Annotated in this window: 16 protein-coding genes; 9 read left to right on the top strand and 7 right to left on the bottom strand. The window is 71.4% G+C overall.

The window, feature by feature from the left end; translation table 11 throughout:
* Positions 1 to 960 (top strand): biotin/lipoyl-containing protein (locus ACTOQ3_RS36135; RefSeq protein ID WP_440087971.1); only part of this gene is annotated, 960 nt, incomplete at its 5' end.
* Between the two features lie 145 nt (positions 961 to 1,105).
* Complete coding sequence (locus ACTOQ3_RS36130) at positions 1,106 to 2,446, top strand: hypothetical protein (RefSeq protein ID WP_440087969.1); 1,341 nt, start codon at positions 1,106 to 1,108, stop codon at positions 2,444 to 2,446.
* Between the two features lie 171 nt (positions 2,447 to 2,617).
* Here the strand turns inward: ACTOQ3_RS36130 and ACTOQ3_RS36125 are convergent, their stop codons facing one another.
* From ACTOQ3_RS36125 to ACTOQ3_RS36115, 3 genes are all read right to left on the bottom strand, one after another.
* On the bottom strand, positions 2,618 to 3,607 hold the full coding sequence (locus ACTOQ3_RS36125) for a LacI family DNA-binding transcriptional regulator (protein WP_440087968.1): 990 nt from the start codon (positions 3,605 to 3,607) through the stop codon (positions 2,618 to 2,620).
* A gap of 11 nt (positions 3,608 to 3,618) precedes the next feature.
* Positions 3,619 to 6,420 (bottom strand): glycoside hydrolase family 3 C-terminal domain-containing protein, encoded by a 2,802-nt coding sequence (locus ACTOQ3_RS36120; RefSeq protein WP_440087967.1) that lies wholly within the window; start codon positions 6,418 to 6,420, stop codon positions 3,619 to 3,621.
* A 422-nt stretch (positions 6,421 to 6,842) separates the two neighbouring features.
* Positions 6,843 to 8,048, bottom strand: coding sequence for an ROK family protein (locus tag ACTOQ3_RS36115; protein ID WP_440087966.1), 1,206 nt, complete (start codon positions 8,046 to 8,048; stop codon positions 6,843 to 6,845).
* A 212-nt stretch (positions 8,049 to 8,260) separates the two neighbouring features.
* Here ACTOQ3_RS36115 and ACTOQ3_RS36110 point away from each other — a divergent pair, with 212 nt between their 5' ends.
* From ACTOQ3_RS36110 to ACTOQ3_RS36100, 3 genes are read left to right on the top strand one after another with little or no spacing between them, the layout of a single operon-like run.
* Entirely contained in the window at positions 8,261 to 9,955 is a 1,695-nt protein-coding gene (locus ACTOQ3_RS36110; protein WP_440087964.1) for an extracellular solute-binding protein, read from the top strand.
* Positions 9,956 to 9,998: 43 nt separating this feature from the next.
* Positions 9,999 to 10,982 (top strand): ABC transporter permease, encoded by a 984-nt coding sequence (locus tag ACTOQ3_RS36105; protein WP_440087976.1) that lies wholly within the window; start codon positions 9,999 to 10,001, stop codon positions 10,980 to 10,982.
* On the top strand, positions 10,979 to 11,878 hold the full coding sequence (locus ACTOQ3_RS36100) for a carbohydrate ABC transporter permease (protein WP_440087963.1): 900 nt from the start codon (positions 10,979 to 10,981) through the stop codon (positions 11,876 to 11,878). Before ACTOQ3_RS36105 ends, ACTOQ3_RS36100 begins: the two co-directional genes overlap by 4 nt.
* Positions 11,879 to 11,882: 4 nt before the next feature.
* Here the strand turns inward: ACTOQ3_RS36100 and ACTOQ3_RS36095 are convergent, their stop codons facing one another.
* Positions 11,883 to 12,209, bottom strand: coding sequence for a MerR family transcriptional regulator (locus ACTOQ3_RS36095; protein ID WP_440072622.1), 327 nt, complete (start codon positions 12,207 to 12,209; stop codon positions 11,883 to 11,885).
* Between the two features lie 144 nt (positions 12,210 to 12,353).
* On the bottom strand, positions 12,354 to 12,809 hold the full coding sequence (locus ACTOQ3_RS36090) for an Hsp20/alpha crystallin family protein (RefSeq protein ID WP_440087961.1): 456 nt from the start codon (positions 12,807 to 12,809) through the stop codon (positions 12,354 to 12,356).
* Between the two features lie 250 nt (positions 12,810 to 13,059).
* On the opposite strand from ACTOQ3_RS36090, the gene ACTOQ3_RS36085 reads away from it, so the two are divergent.
* Positions 13,060 to 13,644, top strand: coding sequence for a CGNR zinc finger domain-containing protein (locus ACTOQ3_RS36085; protein ID WP_440087959.1), 585 nt, complete (start codon positions 13,060 to 13,062; stop codon positions 13,642 to 13,644).
* A 19-nt stretch (positions 13,645 to 13,663) separates the two neighbouring features.
* Entirely contained in the window at positions 13,664 to 14,203 is a 540-nt protein-coding gene (locus ACTOQ3_RS36080) for a protein-tyrosine phosphatase family protein (protein WP_440087958.1), read from the top strand.
* 96 nt (positions 14,204 to 14,299) lie between these two features.
* On the opposite strand, the gene ACTOQ3_RS36075 is transcribed toward ACTOQ3_RS36080, so the two are convergent.
* Positions 14,300 to 15,166 carry an aldo/keto reductase gene (locus ACTOQ3_RS36075; RefSeq protein WP_440087956.1) on the bottom strand — a complete coding sequence of 289 codons (867 nt, stop codon included), beginning with the start codon at positions 15,164 to 15,166 and terminating at the stop codon, positions 14,300 to 14,302.
* Positions 15,167 to 15,508: 342 nt separating this feature from the next.
* On the opposite strand from ACTOQ3_RS36075, the gene ACTOQ3_RS36070 reads away from it, so the two are divergent.
* Complete coding sequence (locus ACTOQ3_RS36070) at positions 15,509 to 16,624, top strand: WD40/YVTN/BNR-like repeat-containing protein (protein WP_440087954.1); 1,116 nt, start codon at positions 15,509 to 15,511, stop codon at positions 16,622 to 16,624.
* Between the two features lie 8 nt (positions 16,625 to 16,632).
* On the top strand, positions 16,633 to 16,917 hold the full coding sequence (locus ACTOQ3_RS36065) for a MoaD/ThiS family protein (protein WP_440087952.1): 285 nt from the start codon (positions 16,633 to 16,635) through the stop codon (positions 16,915 to 16,917).
* A 248-nt stretch (positions 16,918 to 17,165) separates the two neighbouring features.
* Here ACTOQ3_RS36065 and ACTOQ3_RS36060 read toward each other — a convergent pair whose 3' ends face one another.
* Positions 17,166 to 20,117, bottom strand: a complete 2,952-nt coding sequence (locus tag ACTOQ3_RS36060) for a glycoside hydrolase family 3 C-terminal domain-containing protein (protein WP_440087950.1) — start codon at positions 20,115 to 20,117, stop codon at positions 17,166 to 17,168.
* Between the last annotated feature and the right edge of the window lie 2 nt (positions 20,118 to 20,119).

The raw sequence follows: 20,119 nt of genomic DNA, 5'->3' as shown, positions 1-20,119 counted from the left end.
TGCGAGTTCCTGGTGGGCCAGGACGGCACGATCTCCTTCCTGGAGGTCAACACCCGCCTGCAGGTCGAGCACCCGGTGACCGAGGAGGTCGCGGGCGTCGATCTCGTACGGGAGATGTTCCGCATCGCCGACGGTGAGGAGCTCGGCTACGGCGACCCCGTGCTGCGCGGCCACTCGATCGAGTTCCGGATCAACGCCGAGGACGCCGGGCGCGGTTTCCTGCCGGCCCCCGGCACGATCACGCGCATGAGCGCCCCCTCGGGGCCCGGGGTGCGTCTGGACGCCGGCTACGAGGCGGGCATGACCGTCCCGCAGTCCTTCGACTCCCTGATCGCCAAACTGGTGGTGACCGGGGCCACCCGGGCGCAGGCCCTGGAGCGCTCGCGCAGGGCCCTGGCCGAGTTCGAGATCGGCGGCATGCCGACCGTGCTGCCCTTCCACCGGGCCGTGGTGGCTGATCCGGCGTTCACCGGCGCCCCGTTCTCGGTGCACACCCGGTGGATCGAGACCGAGTTCGACAACACGATCACGCCGTACGAGGGAGAGCCGGACACGGCCGAGGAGCCGGGCGAGCGGGAGCGGATCACCGTCGAGGTGGGCGGCAAGCGGCTGGAGGTGGTGCTTCCCCCGGGGTTCGCCGCGGGAAACGCCGGGAGCGCCGGGAGCGGCGGGAGCGCGGCCGCGGGCCGTGCCTCGAAGGCGCCGCGCCGGGGCGGCGGGGTGGCCAGGAAGGCCACGAGCGGGGACTCGCTGGTCAGCCCGATGCAGGGCACGATCGTCAAGGTCGTGGCCGCCGACGGCGACACCGTCGCGGCCGGTGACACGATCGTCGTGCTGGAGGCGATGAAGATGGAGCAGCCCCTCGCCGCCCACAAGGCGGGCACCGTCACGGGACTGGCCGCGTCGGTCGGCCAGAGCATCACCTCGGGCGCCACGATCTGCGAGATCAAGGACGCCTGAGCGCGCCCGCGGGCCGGGGCAGGCACGACGATCGGATACCGGGTGCCCGAGAGATGCCTGACGCGGGCCGTGAGGGGATACGGTCGAGGGGTAGGGAACTCTGCCGCCCGCTCATTCGTCTTCAGGACGAAGGAGGCTTTCTGCCGTGACCACCACAAAAGCCGCGCCAGGTCGTTTCGGTGCCACGATCATGGCATTGTTCGCCGGGCTACTGGCCATGTTCATGATCGCCCCGGCGGCCCACGCCGCGGCGCCAGATCCAAGTGCGATCGTCTCGGAGCTGAAGGACGGGGACAACTTCTACGTTGATCCCGCGGCGGGGCTGCCCCCCAACGCCGTCGACGCCATGCGCGGCGCGGCCGACCAGACTTCCTCCGTCTACGTGGCGATGCTGCCCGAGGGCTCGATCAGCAGCCAGTCCCAGGCGAGGACCCTGCTGAGCTCGCTCCTCAAGGGCGTCGGGTCGAAGTCCACCGTCCTGGTGATGAGCGGCAAGACCCCGTTCGGCGTCACCAACGTCAGGGGCGTCGACGTCGACGAGCTGCTCGGACGGGCCAAGACCACCGGCAGCCCGACCGACAACGTGATCAACTTCGTCAAGCTGGCAGACGAGGCGGCCGTCGGCGCCGGTGCCCCGTCCGGTTCCTCCGGCTCCTCCGGCGGCTCCAGCGGGGGCGTGCTGGTCGGCATCCTGGTGCTGGCCCTGGCCGGCGGCGCGGGCATCTTCCTCTACTCCCGCAAGAAGAAGAAGCAGCGTGAGGAGCGCGAGGCCGCCGAGCTGGCCGCGGTCAAGCAGACCGTGGACGAGGACGTCACCAAGTTCGGTGAGGAGATCACCGACCTCGACACCGACGTGAAGCTGCTCAACGACGGCGGCGACCACCAGCAGGACTGGCAGCGCGCCCTCGACTCCTACGAGCGTGCCAAGGTGGAGCTCGCGGCGGTCAAGCGCCCCGACGAGTTCCGCGGCGTGACCACCGCGCTGGAGGAGGGCCGCTACGCCCTCGCCTGCGTGAAGGCGCGCGTCAACCACCAGCCGGTGCCCGAGCGGCGCTCCCCGTGCTTCTTCAACCCGCAGCACGGCCCCTCCGCCCGCGACGTGCGCTGGGCCCCGCCCGGCGGCGCGCTGCGCGACGTGCCCGCCTGCGCGGCCGACGCCGAGGCCGTCGAGCGCGGCTTCGAGCCGCAGACGCGCGAGGTCATGGTCAACGGCCAGCGCCGCCCGTACTACGACGCGGGACCGGCCTACCAGCCCTACGCCTACGGCTACTACGGCGGCTTCGGCGACGTCATGACCGGCATGCTCGTCGGCACGATGATGGGCAGCATGATGAGCGGCGGCTTCGGCTACGGCGGTTACGGCGGCGGCGCCGAGAGCGGCACCGACTTCGGCGGCGGCGGAGGCGACTTCGGCGGCGGCGGCTGGGGTGACTTCGGCGGCGGAGGCGACTTCGGCGGCGGAGACTTCGGCGGGGGCGACTGGTAGCCGTCCACGGCGAGCCGATCGGCAGGACAGGCAGGACGGAACGAACGTGACGCCGACGGGCGCGCTCTCCGGGAGGGGAGCGCGCCCGTCGGCGTCACGGAGGACTCCCGGTCGGGTGTCGTCGCGAACGGTGAGTCCCGGCCGGAGCAGGATGCCGTCGGGGACGGCCGGTCAGGTGCTGTCGCGAACGGTGAGTCTCGGCTGGAGCAGGGTGCCGTCGGGGACGGCGCGGCCTTCGAGCTTCTCCATGAGCAGCCGGACCGCCTGGCGGCCCACCTCCTCGGCCGGGATCAGCACCGAGGTGAGCGGCGGGCTGGCGCGTTCCGCGATGTCGTCGGGGCAGATCGCCACCACGGCGATGTCGCCGGGCACCCGCCTGCCGTACTGGCGCAGTGCCCCCAGCACGTGGCCGACCGCGGCCTCGTTGTGCACGACCAGCCCGGACAGGCGCGGCCTGGCGTCGAGGAGCCCGGCGATCGCGGTGGACACCTGGTCGAAGTTCTCCTCGCACGGCAGGGCCACCCCGGTCAGGCCGGTCTCGGCCACGGCCGCGGCGAAGCCCTCCCGGGTGCGGCGGGCGAAGCCGGTGCCCCGCTCGTAGACGACCGAGGGCGCGCCGAGCAGCGCGACCTCCCGGTGCCCGCGCTCGGCCAGGTGCTCCACGCAGAGCGCGCCCGCCCGCGCGAAGTCGAGGTCGACGCAGGTCAGACCGGCCGAGGCGGCGGGGAACCCGATCAGCACGCTGGGTTCGGCGAGTTCCCGCAACAGCGGTACCCGGCTGTCGTGGAGCTCCACGTCCATCAGCACCAGCCCGTCGACCAGCGCGCTCGCCGCCGCCCTGCGGAGCCCGTCGGAGCCCTCGTCCGCGGTGAGCAGCAGCACGTCGTGGTCGTAGCGCCGCGCGGCGGTGACCACCGAGGTGGCGAACTGCATCAGCACCGGGACGTGCACCCCGGCCCTCAGGGGCAGGACCAGCGCGATGACGTTGGCGCGCTTGCTGGCCAGGGCCCTCGCCCCGGCGTTGGGGTGGTATCCCAGGACCCGCACGCTGTCGAGCACCCGGCGCCGGGTGTCGGCCGAGATCGCGCGTTTCCCGCTGAGCACGTACGACACCGTGCTCACCGCGACCCCCGCGTGCCTGGCGACCTCGCTGATGGTCACCGCCCGCCCGCTCACCCGGCCTCGCCGAAGCTCAGGGAGGCGACGGTGATCCCCGCATTCTCGAACACCACATAAAGATCGTGGACTCCCCTCGCCTCCGCAAGTCCGGTGCGCACCTCGACGAGGTCGTGGCGGCCCGCGCGGGGGACGGGGAGGTCGCCGGCGACGGGTCCGTAGAGGGGGTCGTCCAGGCGCAGAGTGATCACTCCGCCCTCCTCTCCGGCGGCGACGGCGGCGCAGGAGGCGGCCCCCTCCCCCAGGTCGACCGCGCGGAACACGATCCAGGCCCCCTCGGCGGTGGACCGCACGGCGTCGCCGGAGACCCTGGCCGCGTCCACGAACGTCACCGAGTCGTACTCGTCGTGGTCCACGGCGGCGATCGGGCCCGCGAGGGCGTCGCGCGGCGGGATCCGCTCGCCGTCGACGTGGAAGGGGGCGCACAGCCGGATGTCCCGCGAGGAGCGGCCGATCATGATCTTGTGGGGGGCGTCCTCGACGACGAACCGGCCCCTGGTGACGTCCCAGAAGGCGAGTTCCGCGATGTCGAGGCCCCAGTCGACCCGGGTGCTCTCACCGGGGGCGAGGCGCACCTTGACGAAGCCGCGCAGGCGGCGCAGCGGCTGCTTGACCCGGGAGCGCCGCTGGCGGGTGTAGATCTGGACGACCTCCACCCCCTCGCGGGAACCGGTGTTGGTCACGGTGACCGAGGCGGTGACCCTGCCGTCGCCGCCCTCCACCGAGACGGCCAGGTCGGCGTAGTCGAAGGTGGTGTAGCCGAGGCCGTGGCCGAAGGGGTAGAGCGGGGTTCCCCTGAAGTACTGGTAGGTCGCGTCCGAGGCGATGATGTCGTAGTCGAACAGGTCGGGCAGCTCGTACGCCGAGCGGTACCAGGTCTGGGTGAGCCTCCCCTCGGGGGCGGCGTCGCCGAACAGCACCTCGGCCAGCGCGTGCCCGTACTCCTGGCCCCCGTGCGAGGACCACAGCACCGCGGGCGGGTCGTCGATGTCCCAGGTCACCGGGTAGCCGCTGCTGATCACCATGACGGTTCTCGGGTTGGCCTCGCGCACCGCCGCGACCACGGCCTGCTGCGCGGCGGGCAGCGCGAGGTCGAGGCGGTCCTCGGTCTCCCTGCCGTTGACCAGCGGGTGGTCGCCGACGACCACCACGGCCACGTCCGCGGTCGCGGCGAGCGCGGCGGCGGCCTCGGCGCCGCGCACGACCCGCTCCACGGTGAACCAGGCGGCGGCGTCGGCGTCGGCGGCCAGGCGGAAGACCTCGCCGTCCAGGGCGAGGTAGCGGCCGGTGGAGATGTGCCGGAGCGCGAGCGCGCCACGGGGGCGGTCCTCGGTGCGGAAGGTCTGGCGCACCTCCCAGCCGTTGGGACCCGGCTGGTCGTTGACCAGCACCCCGTCGTCGTCGACGGACAGGTGGCGCCCGGTCGCCACGGCCCGCAGGGCGTAGCAGCCGCCGCCCCAGTCGAACAGGTCGAACAGGCCGGGCTCGTCGCCGACCCCGAGCGGACCCCCGTCGGGGTCGGCGACGACGTGACGGCCGTTCACGCCCTCCGCGCCGCCGTCCACCGAGAGGGTGATCCGGTCCACGGCCTCGCAGAAGACGGTCTCGCACCGCTCGGCGAGCCCGGCGCGGGCGGTGACGGCGTACGGGAGGGTCCCGGAGTACCAGTCCTCCATGAGCGTGTCGCCGAGCTGGCCGATGACCGCGATCCTGCGCACCGAGGCGTCCAGCGGCAGGACGCCGTCGTTGCTCAGCAGCACGATCGAGCGCCGGGCGGCCTCGCGGGCCAGGCTCTGGTGCTCGGGGCAGTTGACGACCGCCTCGGTGATGTCGTCGTACGGGGTGGAGGGGTCGAACTCGCCCAGCCGGAAGCGGACGGACAGCGTGTGCCGTACGGCGGCGTCGACGTCCGCCTCGGTGAGCAGGCCGCGCTCCAGCGCGGCGCGGAGGTGGCCGAGGGTGGCCTCGGGGCGGTCGTCGTCCTGGGTGAAGCTGTCGAGCCCCGCCCTGATCGCGTGGGCGTACGCCTCGGGGAGGTCGTCGTGGTAGCCCTGCAGGCCGGTGAGGTTGGCGGGCGCGTAGGCGTCGCTGACCACGAGGAGGTCGTCGGGCGCCCAGGCCCGCAGCACCTCGCCGATCAGCGGGCTGAGGTGGGCCGGGCGGCCGTTGACCAGGTTGTAGGAGGGCATCACGGCGACCGCGGCGCCGCTCTCCAGGGCGGGCCGGTAGGCCGGGAGCTCGTACTCGCGCAGCACGCGGGGCGGCAGGTCGCTGGAGGTGACGCAGCGGTCCGTCTCGTTGTTGTAGCCGAGGAAGTGCTTGAGGGTGGGCGCGGTCTTCAGCACCGTGGGATCGCTCCCACGAAGGCCGGAGGCGTACGCCGTCGCCATGACACCGGTCAGCCACGGGTCCTCGGAGTAGCCCTCCTCGTTGCGGCCCCAGCGGGGGTCGCGCAGCGGGTTGACGACCGGGGCCCAGACGTTGAGTCCCGCCCCCGCCGGATCCTTGTGGTGGAAGGCCAGGACCTCGTCGCTCGTCGCCTCGCCGACCCGCCGGACGAGGTCGGGGTCCCAGGTGCTGGCCAGCCCGACCGCCTGCGGGAACACCGTCGCCGGGCCGAGCCAGGCGAGGCCGTGCAGCGCCTCGGTGCCGGTACGGAACGGACCGACCCCGAGGCGCTCCACCGGCTGCTGGTACTGGTGCAGCAGCCCGATCTTCTCCTCCAGGGTCAGCCGGCCCCGCAGGTCCGCGACGCGCCGCGCGAGGGGGAGTTCCGGGTCACGGAACGGTTCGTTCATCGGGGACCATCCCTTTGAGAGCGTCGAAGCGCTTCGATTCCGACGTGGTTCCAACAGGGTGCAGACGGGGTTCCGACAGGGTTCCGACCTGGAAGGACGCCTCAGTCGAAGCGCTTCGACAATCGGTCAGGGAAAACTCCGTCTCACCCGCGCGCTCCGGCGTCCGTTTCGCGCGTGTTTCGAACGGAGCTTCCCTGAAGGGTGCACTCCTGTGCGGCCAAGGTCAAGAGGCGGCGGCAAACGGTTGCGTTCCACCGGGAAGCCGGAGCGCAAGACCGCCTGTGAGCGACCCGGGCCCTCGGGATCCGGGTCAGGAGATCCGCCGGGAGCATCGTGAAACCAGCTGAAAACAGCGTGGATCCCAGGCGGCGTCCGTCCGGCACGGTGTCCGTCGCGGCGTCAGCGGGACACGGGCCGGCGGATCACGAGACCCGCGGCAGGCGTCCGGAGTCCACCGAGTCGAGCACCCGGGCGGCGCCTCCCAGCGCGGCCGCCCCGTACCCGAGTGTGGAGGCCACGACCCGGCAGCCCCCGGCGTCCGGGGCGATCGTGCGCCCCCGGGTCTCGGCCTCCACCGAGGGCAGCAGCCACGGGGCGAGCGGCACGTAGTAACCGCCCAGGATGACCACCTCGGGGTTGAGCAGGTTGGTCATCAGGGCCACGCCCTTGCCGAGGTTGTGGCCCACGGAGCTCAGGAGGGCGAGCGTGCGCGCGTCGCCCGCGCGGGCCAGCCGCACCACCTCGTCGAGCTCGATCTCGACCTCGGCGGGCGAGATCGCGGCGTGTTCCAGCACCGCGCCGATCCCGGCGACGGCCTCCAGGCAGCCCAGGCGCCCGCAGCGGCACTCGGCGCCGAAGGGGTCGAGCTGGATGTGGCCGATCTCGCCGCTGTACCCCTGGCCGCCGCGGCGCAGTCGCCCGTCGAGGATGACCCCGGCCCCGACGCCGATCTCGCCGGTGAGGTAGACCAGGTTGGCCGTCCCGGCGTGCGGGCCGAAGCGGTACTCGGCCAGGGCCGCCAGGTTGGCGTCGTTGTCGACCTGGACGGGGAAGCCCGGGTCGCGCAGGGCCTTGGTGAGGTCGCCGCAGAGGTCGGCGTCGCGCCAGCCGAGGTTGGGCGCGATGCGCACGGTGCCGTCGGCGCCGATCAGTCCCGGCACGCCCACGGTCAGCCCCAGGACCTGGCGCTCCTCCTTCGCCATCCGGGTCACGACGCGGCGGACGATCCCCGCGACGGTGGCCATGGCCTGGCCCGCCGTGCCGGCCGCGCCGGAAAAGGACCTGCGCCAGGACAGCAGCCTCTCCCCCGACAGGTCCACCGCGACCGCGGTGACGTAGTCGACGTTGACCTCGATGCCGATCGCCGCGTACGGCGAGCCGTCGAGCACGAGCATCGTGGCGGGACGGCCGACGCGGTTCTCGGTCAGGCCGGTCTCCCTGACCAGGCGGCGGTCGATCAGATCGGCGACGAGGCTCGACACGGTCGCCTTGTTGAGACCGGTGGACGCCGCGATGTCGGCCCGCGAGCACGGCGCGTGCTCTCGCACGAACCTCAGCACGACGGCGAGGTTGGTGGCCCGCACGTCGGCGAAGTCGGCCGGCCGCGGGTCAGTCGTAGATGTGATCAAGGTGAGTCCCGCTCCCGCTCGGCCAGGCTGGCCCCATCATGCCCCATCGTTCACCAATCCGTGACCGCTCCCCGGCGCCCCGCGATCGGCGGTCCCTTGTGGCGGCGGCCACCCTCGACTAATTTGTTTGGTCGAAAGACTAACTAATTCTACCCCGGAGCCGTTCCCCACGACACCCCGGATCCGTCTCGAAACAACGAAGGGAGCGCCCCGTGAAAGATCTTCCCCCGGGCGCGATGACCAGCCGCCGTGGATTCCTCGGGCTGGTGGGACTGAGCGCCGCGATGGTCGCGGGCGGCGGTCTGCTGGGCGCGTGTTCCGCCCCGACCGGCCCCCGGCCCGGTAGCGGGGGCGCCACGGCCGCCGCGGCGGACAAGCTGACGTCCCTCACCCCCACCTACACCGCCTTCCCCGGCATCAAGCCTGACATCCCCGGCACGATCTCCACCCTTCCGGGGGTCCCCGACGTCAGCGGCGGCTTCACCTCCTACCCGGCCACCCCCACCGCCGCGCTCACCCAGAAGGCGGGCAAGGGGGGCACCTACAAGGCCATGACCCCGCTGTGGGGCCCGCCGCCGCCCGGCCTGGCGAGCAACTCCTACTTCCAGGCCGTCAACGCCGACATCGGCGCCACCGTGGAGTTCCAGATCACCGACGGCAACGTCTACGCCGACAAGGCCATCGCCAGGCTCGCCTCCGGGGACATCCCGGAGATCATGGTCATCCCGAGCTGGGAGATCGACAAGATGGCGGACTTCAACACCGCCGTCGACAAGACCTTCGAGGACCTCACCCCGTACCTGCAGGGCGACAAGGTCAAGCCCTACCCGCTGCTGGCCAACCTGCCGACCGCCGCGTGGCAGTGGTCGGTCTGGAACGACAGGCTCATGGCGGTGCCGTTCCCGACCGAGCCGTACCCCTTCGCGCTGCTCTACCGCAAGGACCTGTTCGACAAGAACGGCTGGAACACCAACCCCAAGACCGCCGACGAGCTGTTCGAGCTCGGCAGGGAGGTCACCGACGCCAAGGCCAAGCGCTGGGCGTTCGGCAGCATCCACGAGATGATGTGGCCGACCTTCCGCATCCCGCAGGAGTGGCGGTACGAGGGCGGCAAGCTCGTCCACAAGTACGAGACCCCCGAGTTCGAGCTGATGCTGGAGTTCATGCGGAAGGTCTTCAAGGAAGGACTGGTCCACCCGACCGTCGCCGGCAGCAAGGGCGCCAACGAGAAGGAGCTGATCGGAAGCGGGCAGATCCTGATCTACCGCGACGGGCTGGGCGGCTGGAAGGAGCTCCTGCAGCAGCACCGCGGCAAGAACCCCGACTTCGGCCTGGGCGCCTTCCCGCTCTTCTCCCACGACGGCGGCACGCCGCTGATGTACCACAACAACGCGGCGGGCCTCTTCACCTTCGTCAAGAAGGGCCTGCCGAAGGAGAAGGTGGAGGAGATCCTCTCCATCCTCAACTGGTGCGCGGCGCCGTACGGGACCAAGGAGTACGAGCTCTCCAACTTCGGCGTGGAGGGAAAGCACTTCACCCGGGGCGAGGACAACATCCCGGTGCAGACCGACCTCAACCGCAAGGAGGTCGCCTACACCTACGGCTTCCTCGGCGGGCGCCCGCAGTACGTGGACTGGCCCTTCCCCGACGCGGTCAAGCTCAACATGGAGTGGCAGAACGCGAGCTTCCCGTACCTGGAGAAGGGCCCGTTCGACGGGATCAGGATCCAGCGGCCCTCGAAGTTCTCCGGGCTGCAGGTCCCCACCGAGGACAAGTTCACCGACATCATGCGCGGCCGGCGGCCGGTGAGCGACGCCAAGCAGATCGCCACGGAGTGGCGGCGGGACGGCGGGGACGAGGCCCGCGACTTCTACATGAAGGTCCTGCGGGACAACGGCCGTGCTTAGGACGACGTCCGGGGATCAAGGAAGGACCGGGCCGGCGGGTGACCTGACCTCACCCGCCGGCGCCGGCACCTCCAAGGATGTCCGTAAAAGGGGTCCGAGGACAAGCCGGGCGCGCCCACGATCCTTCCGCGCGCGCCTGAGACGTGACTGGCAGCTGCTGCTCATGGCCCTTCCCGCGATCGGGCTGCTGGTCCTGTTCCACTACGTCCCGCTGCTCGGCAACGTGATCGCGTTCCAGGACTACTCGCCGTACGTGGGCATCGGGGACAGCCCGTGGGTGGGGCTCGACAACTTCCACTGGCTGGTGTTCGACGCGAGCTTCTGGGACGCGACGCTCAACACCCTGACGATCACCGCGTTCCAGCTGGTCTTCTACTTCCCCGTACCGATCATGCTGGCCGTGCTCCTGGACAGCGTGGTGCGGCCCCGGCTGCGCGTGTTCATCCAGGGCATCGTCTACATGCCGCACTTCTTCTCGTGGGTGCTGGTGGTCACGCTGTTCCAGCAGATGTTCGGGGGTGCGGGCCTGCTCTCACAGGTGCTGCGCGACCACGGGTACGACGGCATCGACATCATGACAAATCCGGATACGTTCATCGTGCTGGTGACGGCGGAGACGGTCTGGAAGGACGCCGGCTGGGGAACGATCATCTTCCTGGCCGCGCTGGCGGCCATCAACCAGAACCTCTACGAGGCCGCCGCCGTCGACGGCGCGAACCGCTGGCGGCGGCTGTGGCACATCACCCTGCCGGGCCTGCGCCCGGTCATCGTGCTGCTGCTGATCCTGCGCCTCGGCGAGGCGCTGAACGTCGGGTTCGAGCAGTTCTTCCTGCAGCGCGACGCGGTCGGCCGGGACGCCGCCGAGGTGCTGGACACGTTCGTGTACTGGCGCACGCTGCTGACCGGCGAGTGGAGCTACGGCGCGGCGGCCGGCCTGGTGAAGGGCCTCGTGGGGCTGGTGCTGATCCTGGTGGCCAACAAGGTCGCCCACCGATTCGGCGAGCAGGGGATCTACAAACGATCATGACGACTCTTCCCCCCTGGGCCGAGCGGCCCAGCCGCGCCGGCGGGCTCCTCAAGGGGCTCGTCCTGACGCTCATCGTCGCGTGCGTGCTCTTCCCCATCTACATGGTCGTGCTGACCAGCCTGTCCACCCAGGAGGCGGTGACGGAGGCCGGTGGCCTGGTCACCGTGCCGGGCGGGCTGTCCCTGGCCGCGTACGAGGAGCTGTTCTCCGGCGGCGTGGTGACCCGGTCGGTCGGGGTCAGCCTCGGCGTGACCCTCGTCGGCACGGCGATCAGCCTGACCGTCACCGTGCTGGCCGCCTACGGGCTGTCGCGGCCGGGGTCGCTGCTGCACCGGCCGATGCTGTTCCTGATCCTGCTGACCTTCCTGTTCGGCCCGGGGCTGATCCCCAACTACCTGCTGGTCAGCTCGCTGGGGCTGATCGACACGTACTGGTCGCTGATCCTGCCCGGGGCGGTCACCGCGTTCAACCTCGTGGTGATGCGCGCGTTCTTCATGAACATCCCCGAGGAGGTGACCGACAGCGCCCGCATCGACGGCGCGAGCGAGTTCCGCATCCTGCGCACCATCGTGCTGCCCATGTCGAAGGGCGTCACCGCCGTCATCGGCATGTTCTACGCGGTCGGCTACTGGAACTCGTTCTTCAACGCCGTCCTCTACCTGAACGACAACGCCAAGTGGCCGCTGCAGGTGGTGCTGCGCCAGTACGTGCTCCAGGGCCAGTCGCTGATCGTCGGCCAGACCGGCGTCGGCACCGTCACCGGGCAGGCCCCGCCGCCGAGCCTGGCCATCCAGATGGCCATCATCGTCGTCGCGCTGCTCCCGGTGCTGTTCCTCTACCCGTTCGTCCAGCGGCACTTCACCAAGGGGGTGATCATCGGCGCCGTCAAGGGGTGAGCGGTCACGGCCGCCCGGAGGAGCCGTCCTCCCGCCGGGCGGCGCGTTCCCTGGCGAGTTCCTCCTGCAGGTCGCGGACCTGCTGCTGCAGGGTGAAGATCCGGCGGACGGCGGCGAGGGTCATGCCCTCGCCCACGAGCCGGATGGCGTCCTGGAGGTCGCCGATCTCGTGGCGGGTGTAGCGCCGCTGGCCGCCGGTGGAGCGGGCGGGACTGACCACGTCGTGCTCGTCGAGCCGGCGCAGGAACGCCTGCTCGACGTCGAGCATGTCGGCGACCTGGCCGACGGAGTACAGCGGGGCGTGCTCGTCGTCGAAGGGCAACCGGGCCATCACCGCTCCTTTCCCGTACGGGTTCGTGGGGGTTCGCTGGAGTTCATGGGAGGTCCGTGACGGTGGCAGGGCGGGAAACGTGCGGGGGTGGGTGCCGGAATCCGGCACCCACCCCGAGGAGGTTCGTCGGTCAGACCCTGGACCTCACGCCTTGATGGACCTCTGGTCGGACGTGTTCTCGGCCTTCTGGATCTCGACCTTGCGGGGCTTGGCCCGCTCGATGACCGGGATGCGCACCGCCAGGACGCCGTTGGAGTAGGCGGCGTCGATCTTGTCGCTGTCGAGGTGCTCGGACAGGTAGACGCGGCGGGTGAAGGTGCCCATCGGACGCTCGCGGACGAACAGGCGGTCCTCCTCCCCGTACTCCTCCTCGCGACCGGCGCTCACCGAGAGCACCCCGCGGTCGACGGTCACCTCGATGGTGTCGGGGTCGATGCCCGGGAGGTCGAACTTCAGGAGGACGTCGTCCTTGCGCCGCACACCGTCCAGCGGCATGGCCCCGCGAGCGGCGGCGTCACCGGACCCCAGGGCCTGACGCGCGAGCCGGTCGAACTGGCGGTCGAACTCCTGGATGAACGGGTCGATCGACGTCAGCAGCATCGGTAACCACCTCCGTGTGAACTGGCAGGTATCCTCAAGCCTGCCTTCTCGGAAACCTCTTAATTCAGTTATAGGTTACCGGCAGACTGGTTCGCAAGTAGCCTTACGAAAAATTTCCAGCCTTCTTCTGACAGGCCACCGGTCCGCACCCTCCCCGCCGGCTCGGGCGCAGCCCGCGACGTCACCGTGACTTCGCCTCCATGTAAGGGGTATATTTTCGTTTTATCGGTTACATGGAAGGCGGTGAGACATGCGCATCTCCATCGCCGACTACGCGGTGGGGGCGGCCGTGGCCGGCGACCTGGCCAACACCTCGCCCACCGTGCAGGCGGCCGGGGACGCCCTGCCGACCCCGGAGGCGTTGACGCGCTTCCTCGCGGAGCACGGGCTGCGACTCGACGCCCTGGCGGACGGACGGCCGCCGACCGGCGACGACGTCCGCGAGGTTCACCTGCTGCGCCGGGAGGCGCGTGGCGTCGTGGAGACCGAGACGGAGGACCAGGCCGTCGCGGGCGCCGCCGTGCTGGCCGGGCGGGCCGATCTCAGCCCGGTGCTGGACCGCGATCCCGGTGGGCGGTGGCAGTGGTACGTCCCGACCGCGCCGGGCGCGTCGCCCGCCGAGGAGTTGGCCGCGCTCATCGGTGTCGGGCTGCTCGGCGCCGTCCGCGCCCTCGGCCACGGCCGGTTCCGCGCCTGCGTCGCCCCCGGTTGCCGCGGCGTGTTCGTCGACACCAGCCGCGGGGGGCGCCGCGTCTACTGCATGCCCGAGCTGTGCGGCAACCGGCTCAATGTCGCCAATCACCGCGCACGGCATCGACTGGGCAGCGCCCGGTGAGAGACACAGGGAGAACACGATGCGAGACCCCGAGGACGACGCGGCGACCAGCCCGGCAGGCAGGCCGGTGAACGGACCGCCGCTCGTGGGCGCCGTCCAGCTGCCGGACGGCTCCTGGATCCGCGGCCGCGGCCTGCGCCGTCCGCCGCCGGGAGGGCCGGTGCCCGGCTTCGGCCTGTACCTCGGCTCCGACCGGCTCCGCCGTCGCCGGGAGAGCGAGCTGCGCTGGCCGCACGCGTGGATCCGGTGGCCCGACTTCCTGCTGCCCCGCGACCACGATCTGGCCGTGCGGCGAATCCGCGCGCTGCACGAGCGGGCCCGGGCGGGCATCGCGGTGGAGGTCGCCTGCGGGGGCGGCGTCGGACGCACCGGCACGGTCGTCGCCTGCCTCGCCGTCCTGGCCGGCCTGGCCCCGGCCGACGCCGTCGCCTGGGCGCGCGAGCACCACCACCCCCGGGCCGTCGAGACCCCGTGGCAGCGCCGCTGGGTACTGCGCTTCCCGCCGTCCCCTCGCTCGGATCCGCGCGACCACGGCGACGATCCTGGGACATCGCGCTGAGCCGCATCGCGGCCGGCATGGAACCGAGCGTCCACGGCCTCCTCGACGGGCGCTCTCCCGGGGCTCCCGCGAGGTCCCCGTGACGGGCCGGCTCCCTCAGGCCGCCCTGGTCAGGGCGTCGAACTCCTCGTCGCTCAGCCGGACGGCCGCACCGGCGACGTTGTCCTCCAGATGGGCGACCGTCGAGGTGCCGGGGATGGGCAGCATCACCGGGGAACGGCGCAGCAGCCATGCCAGCGCGAGCTGCGACGGGGTGGCGCCGTGCTCCTTGGCCGCCGCGGCGAGCGGGCCGCCCTCCGCCGCGAGTTCGCCGGTGGCGAGCGGGAACCAGGGGATGAAGGCGATGCCGTTGGCCTCGGAGTATTCGAGCAGGGGCTCGGCGTCGCGGTGCGCGAGGTTGTAGAGGTTCTGCACCGAGACGATCGTCGCGGACCTGCCCGCCTCCTCGACGTCCTCGACGCTGACCTCGCTGAGGCCGATGTGCCGGATCTTGCCCTCCCGCTGCATCAGCGCGAGCTCCCCGACCTGGTCGGCGACGGGGACGGCCGGGTCGATGCGGTGCAGCTGCAACAGGTCGATCCGCTCGACGCCCAGATGGCGCAGGCTCAGCTCGACCTGCTGGCGCAGGTACTCGGGGCGGCCCACCGGCGTCCAGAGCCCGGGACCCTGCCGGGTGAACCCCGCCTTGGTCGCGATGACCAGCTCGTCGGCGTAGGGGTGCAGCGCCTTCTTGATGAGCAGCTCGGCGACGAACGGGCCGTAGGAGTCGGCGGTGTCGAAGAAGTTCACGCCGAGCTCGACGGCCCTGCGCAGGACGCGGACCGCCTCCTCGGGATCGCGCGGGTCCCCCCACACGCCCTCGCCGGTGAGCTGCATCGTCCCGTAACCCAGGCGGTTGACGGTGAGATCTCCCCCGATGGCGAACTGGCCCGACGCCTCGGCGGGACGAGTCGTGGTCGTCATGGTTGTCCTCCTAGGGACTCGGCCTGACGTTCATGATTCGAAACAGCACGGCGACGGGGCCGATTCCCCCTCCGAGGCCCGTACTCGTAAACCTTGCGACACGTACTCGCAAAGCGACCCGGGTGAGGGCGGGCCGTGTGGAATCACATGGCGTCACTCGCGAAAATCGGATTTCCGCACGACCTCGGCGTGCCGCGATTTTGTCGGTGGGCTGTCGTAGCGTCGGTGGCCACGGCCGTGGCGGACATGTCGTGAACGAAATCGGCTCCGAGCCCGGTCGGACGATCAGGAGCGTGGCCGCAGTGTCGACCCAGATCGGCACCGGCTCGGAAAGGAACGCCGATGAGTGGTGTACGGGTGCTGGTTGGCACGCGCAAGGGCGCGTTCATCCTCACGTCGGACGGCAGGCGCGAGCGGTGGGACATCAGCGGCCCCCACTTCGGGGGCTGGGAGATCTACCATCTCGCCGGATCTCCCGCCGACCCGTCCCGGCTCTACATGTCGCAGTCCGGCGGCTGGTTCGGGCAGCTGATCCAGCGGTCCGACGACGGCGGCGCGACGTGGGAGGCGGTCGGCAACCAGTTCCAGTACGAGGGCGTCCCCGGCACCCACCAGTGGTACGACGGCACGCCGCACCCGTGGGAGTTCAACCGGGTCTGGCATCTGGAGCCGTCCCCGACCGACCCGGACACGGTGTACGCCGGGGTCGAGGACGCGGCCCTGTTCCGCACGGTGGACGGCGGGCAGAGCTGGCAGGAGCTGCCCGGGCTGCGCGAGCACCGCTCCGGGCCTTCCTGGCAGCCGGGTGCCGGCGGGATGTGCCTGCACACGATCGTTCCCGACCCGCGCGATCCCGGGCGCATCACCGTGGCGATCTCGGCGGCGGGCGTGTTCAGGACGGACGACGCCGGCAAGAGCTGGCAGCCGATGAATCGCGGTCTGCGCTCCGAGGGCATCCCCGACCAGGACGCCGAGGTCGGCCACTGCGTCCACCACATCGCGATGCACCCGTCGCGCCCGGAGGTGCTCTTCATGCAGAAACACTGGGACGTCATGCGCAGCGACGACGCCGGCGGGTCGTGGTACGAGATCAGCGGTGACCTGCCCAGCGACTTCGGGTTCCCGATCGCCGTGCACGCGCACGAGCCGGACACCGTCTACGTCGTGCCGATCAAGAGCGACTCGGAGCACTACCCGCCGGAGGGAAAGCTGCGGGTGTACCGCAGCCGGACGGGCGGAAACGAGTGGGAGCCGCTCACCAGGGGGTTGCCGCAGAGCCACTGCTACGTCAACGTGCTGCGGGACGCGATGGCCGTCGACACGCTGGACTCGTGCGGCGTCTACTTCGGCACCACCGGCGGGCAGGTGTACGCCTCGGCCGACGCCGGCGACAGCTGGGCTCCCATCGCCCGGGACCTCCCGGCCGTGCTGTCCGTCGAAGTCCAGACGCTGCCATGATCCGCGTGGTGCTTCCGGCGCATCTGCGCAACCTCGCGAGTGTTGGCGGCGAGGTGGAGCTCCACGTTCAGGGGCAGGCCACGCAGCGCTCGGTCCTCGACGCGCTCGAGGCCCGCTACCCGATGCTGCGCGGGACGATCCGCGATCACGTCACCCAGCGGCGCCGCCCGTTCGTGCGGTTCTTCGCCTGCGAGCAGGACCTGTCCCACGAGCCGCCCGACACCCCGTTGCCCGAGCCGGTCGCGACGGGGGCCGAGCCGTTCATGGTCGTGGGGGCCATGGCGGGCGGGTAGAGCGGCGACGAGCGGCACGACACCGCCTGCCCGCGCCGGCCACCACGGCGGCGACCGGCGCGGGCAGGCGGTGCGGACAGCGAAACCCAGGCCGGGGCGCATCCTCTGACCTGGTCTGACGGGCGGGGAGTCCAGGGCTTCGAACTCCTGACATCCCGCTCGCGAGCAGGATGTCGTCCCGCGCGCCGTACGGCCCGTCCCCGGCGGGGAACGGGCCGCACGGAGGGACGAGCCGTACGGGGAGACGGTCAGCGGGTGAAGGCCACGTCCTTGATCCGCAGGGCGCCCCGGAAGACCAGGTAGACGTCCTGCCCGCCGCGTACGCCCGAGACGGGGGCGGTGACCGCGGCCCACGAGTGGGTCCCGCCGGTGGCGGTCACCGGCACGGTCCCGGCGAGCCTGCCGGTCGGGGAGCCGAGGCGGATCTCGACGGAGGAGGCCGCGGTGGCCGCGACCCCGAGCCGCACGCCGGTGACCCCGGCGCGGAAGTCGGCGTCCTCGAAGGAGATCCACTCACCCGCCGAGGCCCCGACCGCGTCGCCGCGGACCTTGGTCTCGTCGACCAGCTCGACGCCCGCGTAGTCGTCGAAGTCGGCGGCGCGCGTGACGCGGGTGAGGTCGCGGGCCGGGATGCGCTCGCCGTCCACCCGTACGGTCACGCGCTGCCGGATCCGGTCGGACGACGAGCCGACCATGACGTCGTGGGTGGACGGCTCCACCGCGAAGCGGCCCTTGGTCACGTCCCACAGGGCCAGGTCCGCGGTCCTGAGCGTGAGCCTCACGACCTTCGACTCCCCGGGGGCCAGGCTCACCCGCTGGAAGCCGCGCAGCTGCCTGACCGGTTGCTCCACCCGGGACGCGTGCTGGTGGGTGTAGAGCTGGACGACCTCGTCGCCCGCCCGGGAGCCGGTGTTGGTGACGCGGACGCTCACCTCGTGCCCGTCCCCCTTCGCCACGGCCTTGAGCCCCTGGTAGCCGAAGGTGGTGTAGCTCAGCCCGTGGCCGAAGGCGTACAACGGGCTCCGCGTCGAGTACAGGTAGGTCGAGCCGGTCTTGACGATGTCGTAGTCGAGGATGTCCGGCAGGGGCGTGCCGGCCCTGGGCCAGGTCTGGGTGAGGCGTCCGGCCGGGTTGGCGTCGCCGTACAGCAGGTCGGCCAGGGCGTGGCCGGTCTCGGCTCCGGCGTGGGTGGTCCACAGGATCGCCGGGACCTTCTCCTGCAGCCGGTCGATCGTGGTCGGGTAGCTGTTCTCCAGGATCACGACCGTGTTCGGGTTGGCCGCGTGCACCGCCTCCACGAGCGCCCGCTGCCCCTCGGCGAGGCCGAGGTCGGTCCGGTCGTGGTCCTCGCGGCCGTTGATGAACGGCATGCTGCCGACCACGACCACCGCCACGTCGGCGCTCCTCGCCGCCGCGACGGCCTCGGCGACGCCGCTGCGCACGACCTCCTTCTCGAATCGGGTGGCGTTCTCGGCGACGGTGAGGCCGAGCGTGCCGTCGTCCGCCGCCTTGACGTACCTGTTCTGGCCGAACCAGTCGTAGGCGGTCTCGTAGCCCGCGTAGCGCAGCAGAGTCGTGCCGTCGGCCTGCGCCTCCAGCGTGAACTGCTCCTGCACGAACCAGCCGGTGGGCTGCTCCTGGTTGTTGACCAGGGTGGACCAGTTGGCGCGGCTGACGTACTTTCCGTTGGCGACGCTGCGCAGGGTGACGATCCCCTGGCCCCAGTCGAAGACGTCGAACTGCTCGGTCGCGCCCGCCGAGGTTCCCGAGAGCCGCAGGTCCGCGCCCGCCCCTGTGCCCGCGGTGAGGTATCTGCCGCCGGACTTGAGCGCGATCCTGTCGACGCCCTCGGAGGTGACCGTGGCGGCCCGCTCCCCGATCCCGTCGAGAGGGGTGACCCGGTACGGGAGCCTGCCCGAGTACCAGTCGGTGTAGAGGGTGTCGGCCAGCGGGCCGACCACCGCGACCTTCTGCGAGGGGCGCAGCGGCAGGGTCCCCCCGGAGTTCTTCAGCAGCACTCCCGCCTCGGCCGCGGTCCGCCGGGCCAGTTTCCGGTGCGCGGGGCTGTCGACCACGTCCTTGGTGATCTTCCCGTACGGGCCGCCGTCCGGGTCGAACTCGCCGAGCCGGAACCGGACGCCGAGGATGCGGCGGACGGCGGTGTCGAGGTCGGCCTGGGTGAGCAGCCCTTGTGCCAGCGCCTCGTTCACCGCGGCCACCGTCGGGGCGCCGTCGGTGTTGTCCACCGTGAAGCTCTCGACGCCCGCCTTGAGCATGGCGGCGGCGCCCTCGGCCTTGGTGGCGAAGTAGCCCTGGGAGCCGGTCAGGTTGTTGGGCCCCCCGGCGTCGGAGACGTTGAACACCGGCCGGTCCGTCCAGGCCCTGACGGTGGAGTTCAGGTCGGTGACCGTGGCGGGCCGCCCGTTGACCAGGTTGTACGCGGTCATCACGCCGGTGGCCGCGCCCGCCTCCAGCGCGGTCCTGAACGCCGGGTACTCGTACTCGTTCAGGACGCGCGGGCGCAGGCTGGAGGAGGTCGTGTCGCGGCGGACCTCGTTGTTGTTGCCCAGGAAGTGCTTGAGCACCGGGGCCGCCCGCAGGTGGTCGGGGTCGTCGCCCTGGATGCCCGAGCCGTACGCGGTGGAGATCGCGCCGGTGAGCAGCGGGTCCTCGGAGTAGCCCTCCTCGTTGCGGCCCCAGCGGGGGTCGCGCAGCGGGTTGACGACCGGCGCCCACAGCTGCAGGCCCCACAGGCGGGGGTTCTCCGCGTGGTAGCCCCTGGCCTCCTCCCCGACGGCCGTGCCGACCCTCTTGACCAGGTCGGGGTTCCACGTGCTGGCCAGGCCGACGGCCTGCGGGAACACGGTGCCCTCCGCCGTCACGACGTTCCCGCCGTTGTCGACGTCGGTGGACCAGGCGACGCCGTGCAGCGCCTCGGTGCCGGTCTTGAACAGCCCGATGCCGAGCCGCTCCACCGCGGGCTGGTACTGGTGGAGCCAGGAGACCTTCTCCGCCGTGGTGAGGCGGCCGAGAAGGTCGTCGACGCGCTTGTCCAGCGGGAGCGCGGGGTCGCGGAAGGGGTACTCGTGGGCTGTACGGACGGGGGATCGCTCGTGGGCCGCGTGGGCGGGGACCGCGCACAATCCCAGGGTCAGGGCCGTCGCGGCCATCGCCGCGACGGACGTGGTGGATAACGACATCT

It is taken from the genome of Streptosporangium sp. LJ11 (assembly GCF_051918945.1).
In the GTDB taxonomy this organism is placed as follows: Bacteria; Actinomycetota; Actinomycetes; order Streptosporangiales; family Streptosporangiaceae; genus Streptosporangium.
Note: the sequence above shows the minus strand (reverse complement) of the source record. Positions and strands in the feature narration are given on the sequence as shown.

Bases quoted from the DNA above. Each gene is read 5' to 3' on its own strand.
- ACTOQ3_RS36075 (WP_440087956.1), bottom strand. From the start codon at position 15,166: ATGACGACCACGACTCGTCCCGCCGAGGCGTCGGGCCAGTTCGCCATC.
- ACTOQ3_RS36095 (WP_440072622.1), bottom strand. From the start codon at position 12,209: ATGGCCCGGTTGCCCTTCGACGACGAGCACGCCCCGCTGTACTCCGTC.
- ACTOQ3_RS36085 (WP_440087959.1), top strand. From the start codon at position 13,060: ATGCGCATCTCCATCGCCGACTACGCGGTGGGGGCGGCCGTGGCCGGC.
- ACTOQ3_RS36080 (WP_440087958.1), top strand. From the start codon at position 13,664: ATGCGAGACCCCGAGGACGACGCGGCGACCAGCCCGGCAGGCAGGCCG.
- ACTOQ3_RS36060 (WP_440087950.1), bottom strand. From the start codon at position 20,117: ATGTCGTTATCCACCACGTCCGTCGCGGCGATGGCCGCGACGGCCCTG.
- ACTOQ3_RS36120 (WP_440087967.1), bottom strand. From the start codon at position 6,420: ATGAACGAACCGTTCCGTGACCCGGAACTCCCCCTCGCGCGGCGCGTC.
- ACTOQ3_RS36100 (WP_440087963.1), top strand. From the start codon at position 10,979: ATGACGACTCTTCCCCCCTGGGCCGAGCGGCCCAGCCGCGCCGGCGGG.
- ACTOQ3_RS36070 (WP_440087954.1), top strand. From the start codon at position 15,509: ATGAGTGGTGTACGGGTGCTGGTTGGCACGCGCAAGGGCGCGTTCATC.
- ACTOQ3_RS36090 (WP_440087961.1), bottom strand. From the start codon at position 12,809: ATGCTGCTGACGTCGATCGACCCGTTCATCCAGGAGTTCGACCGCCAG.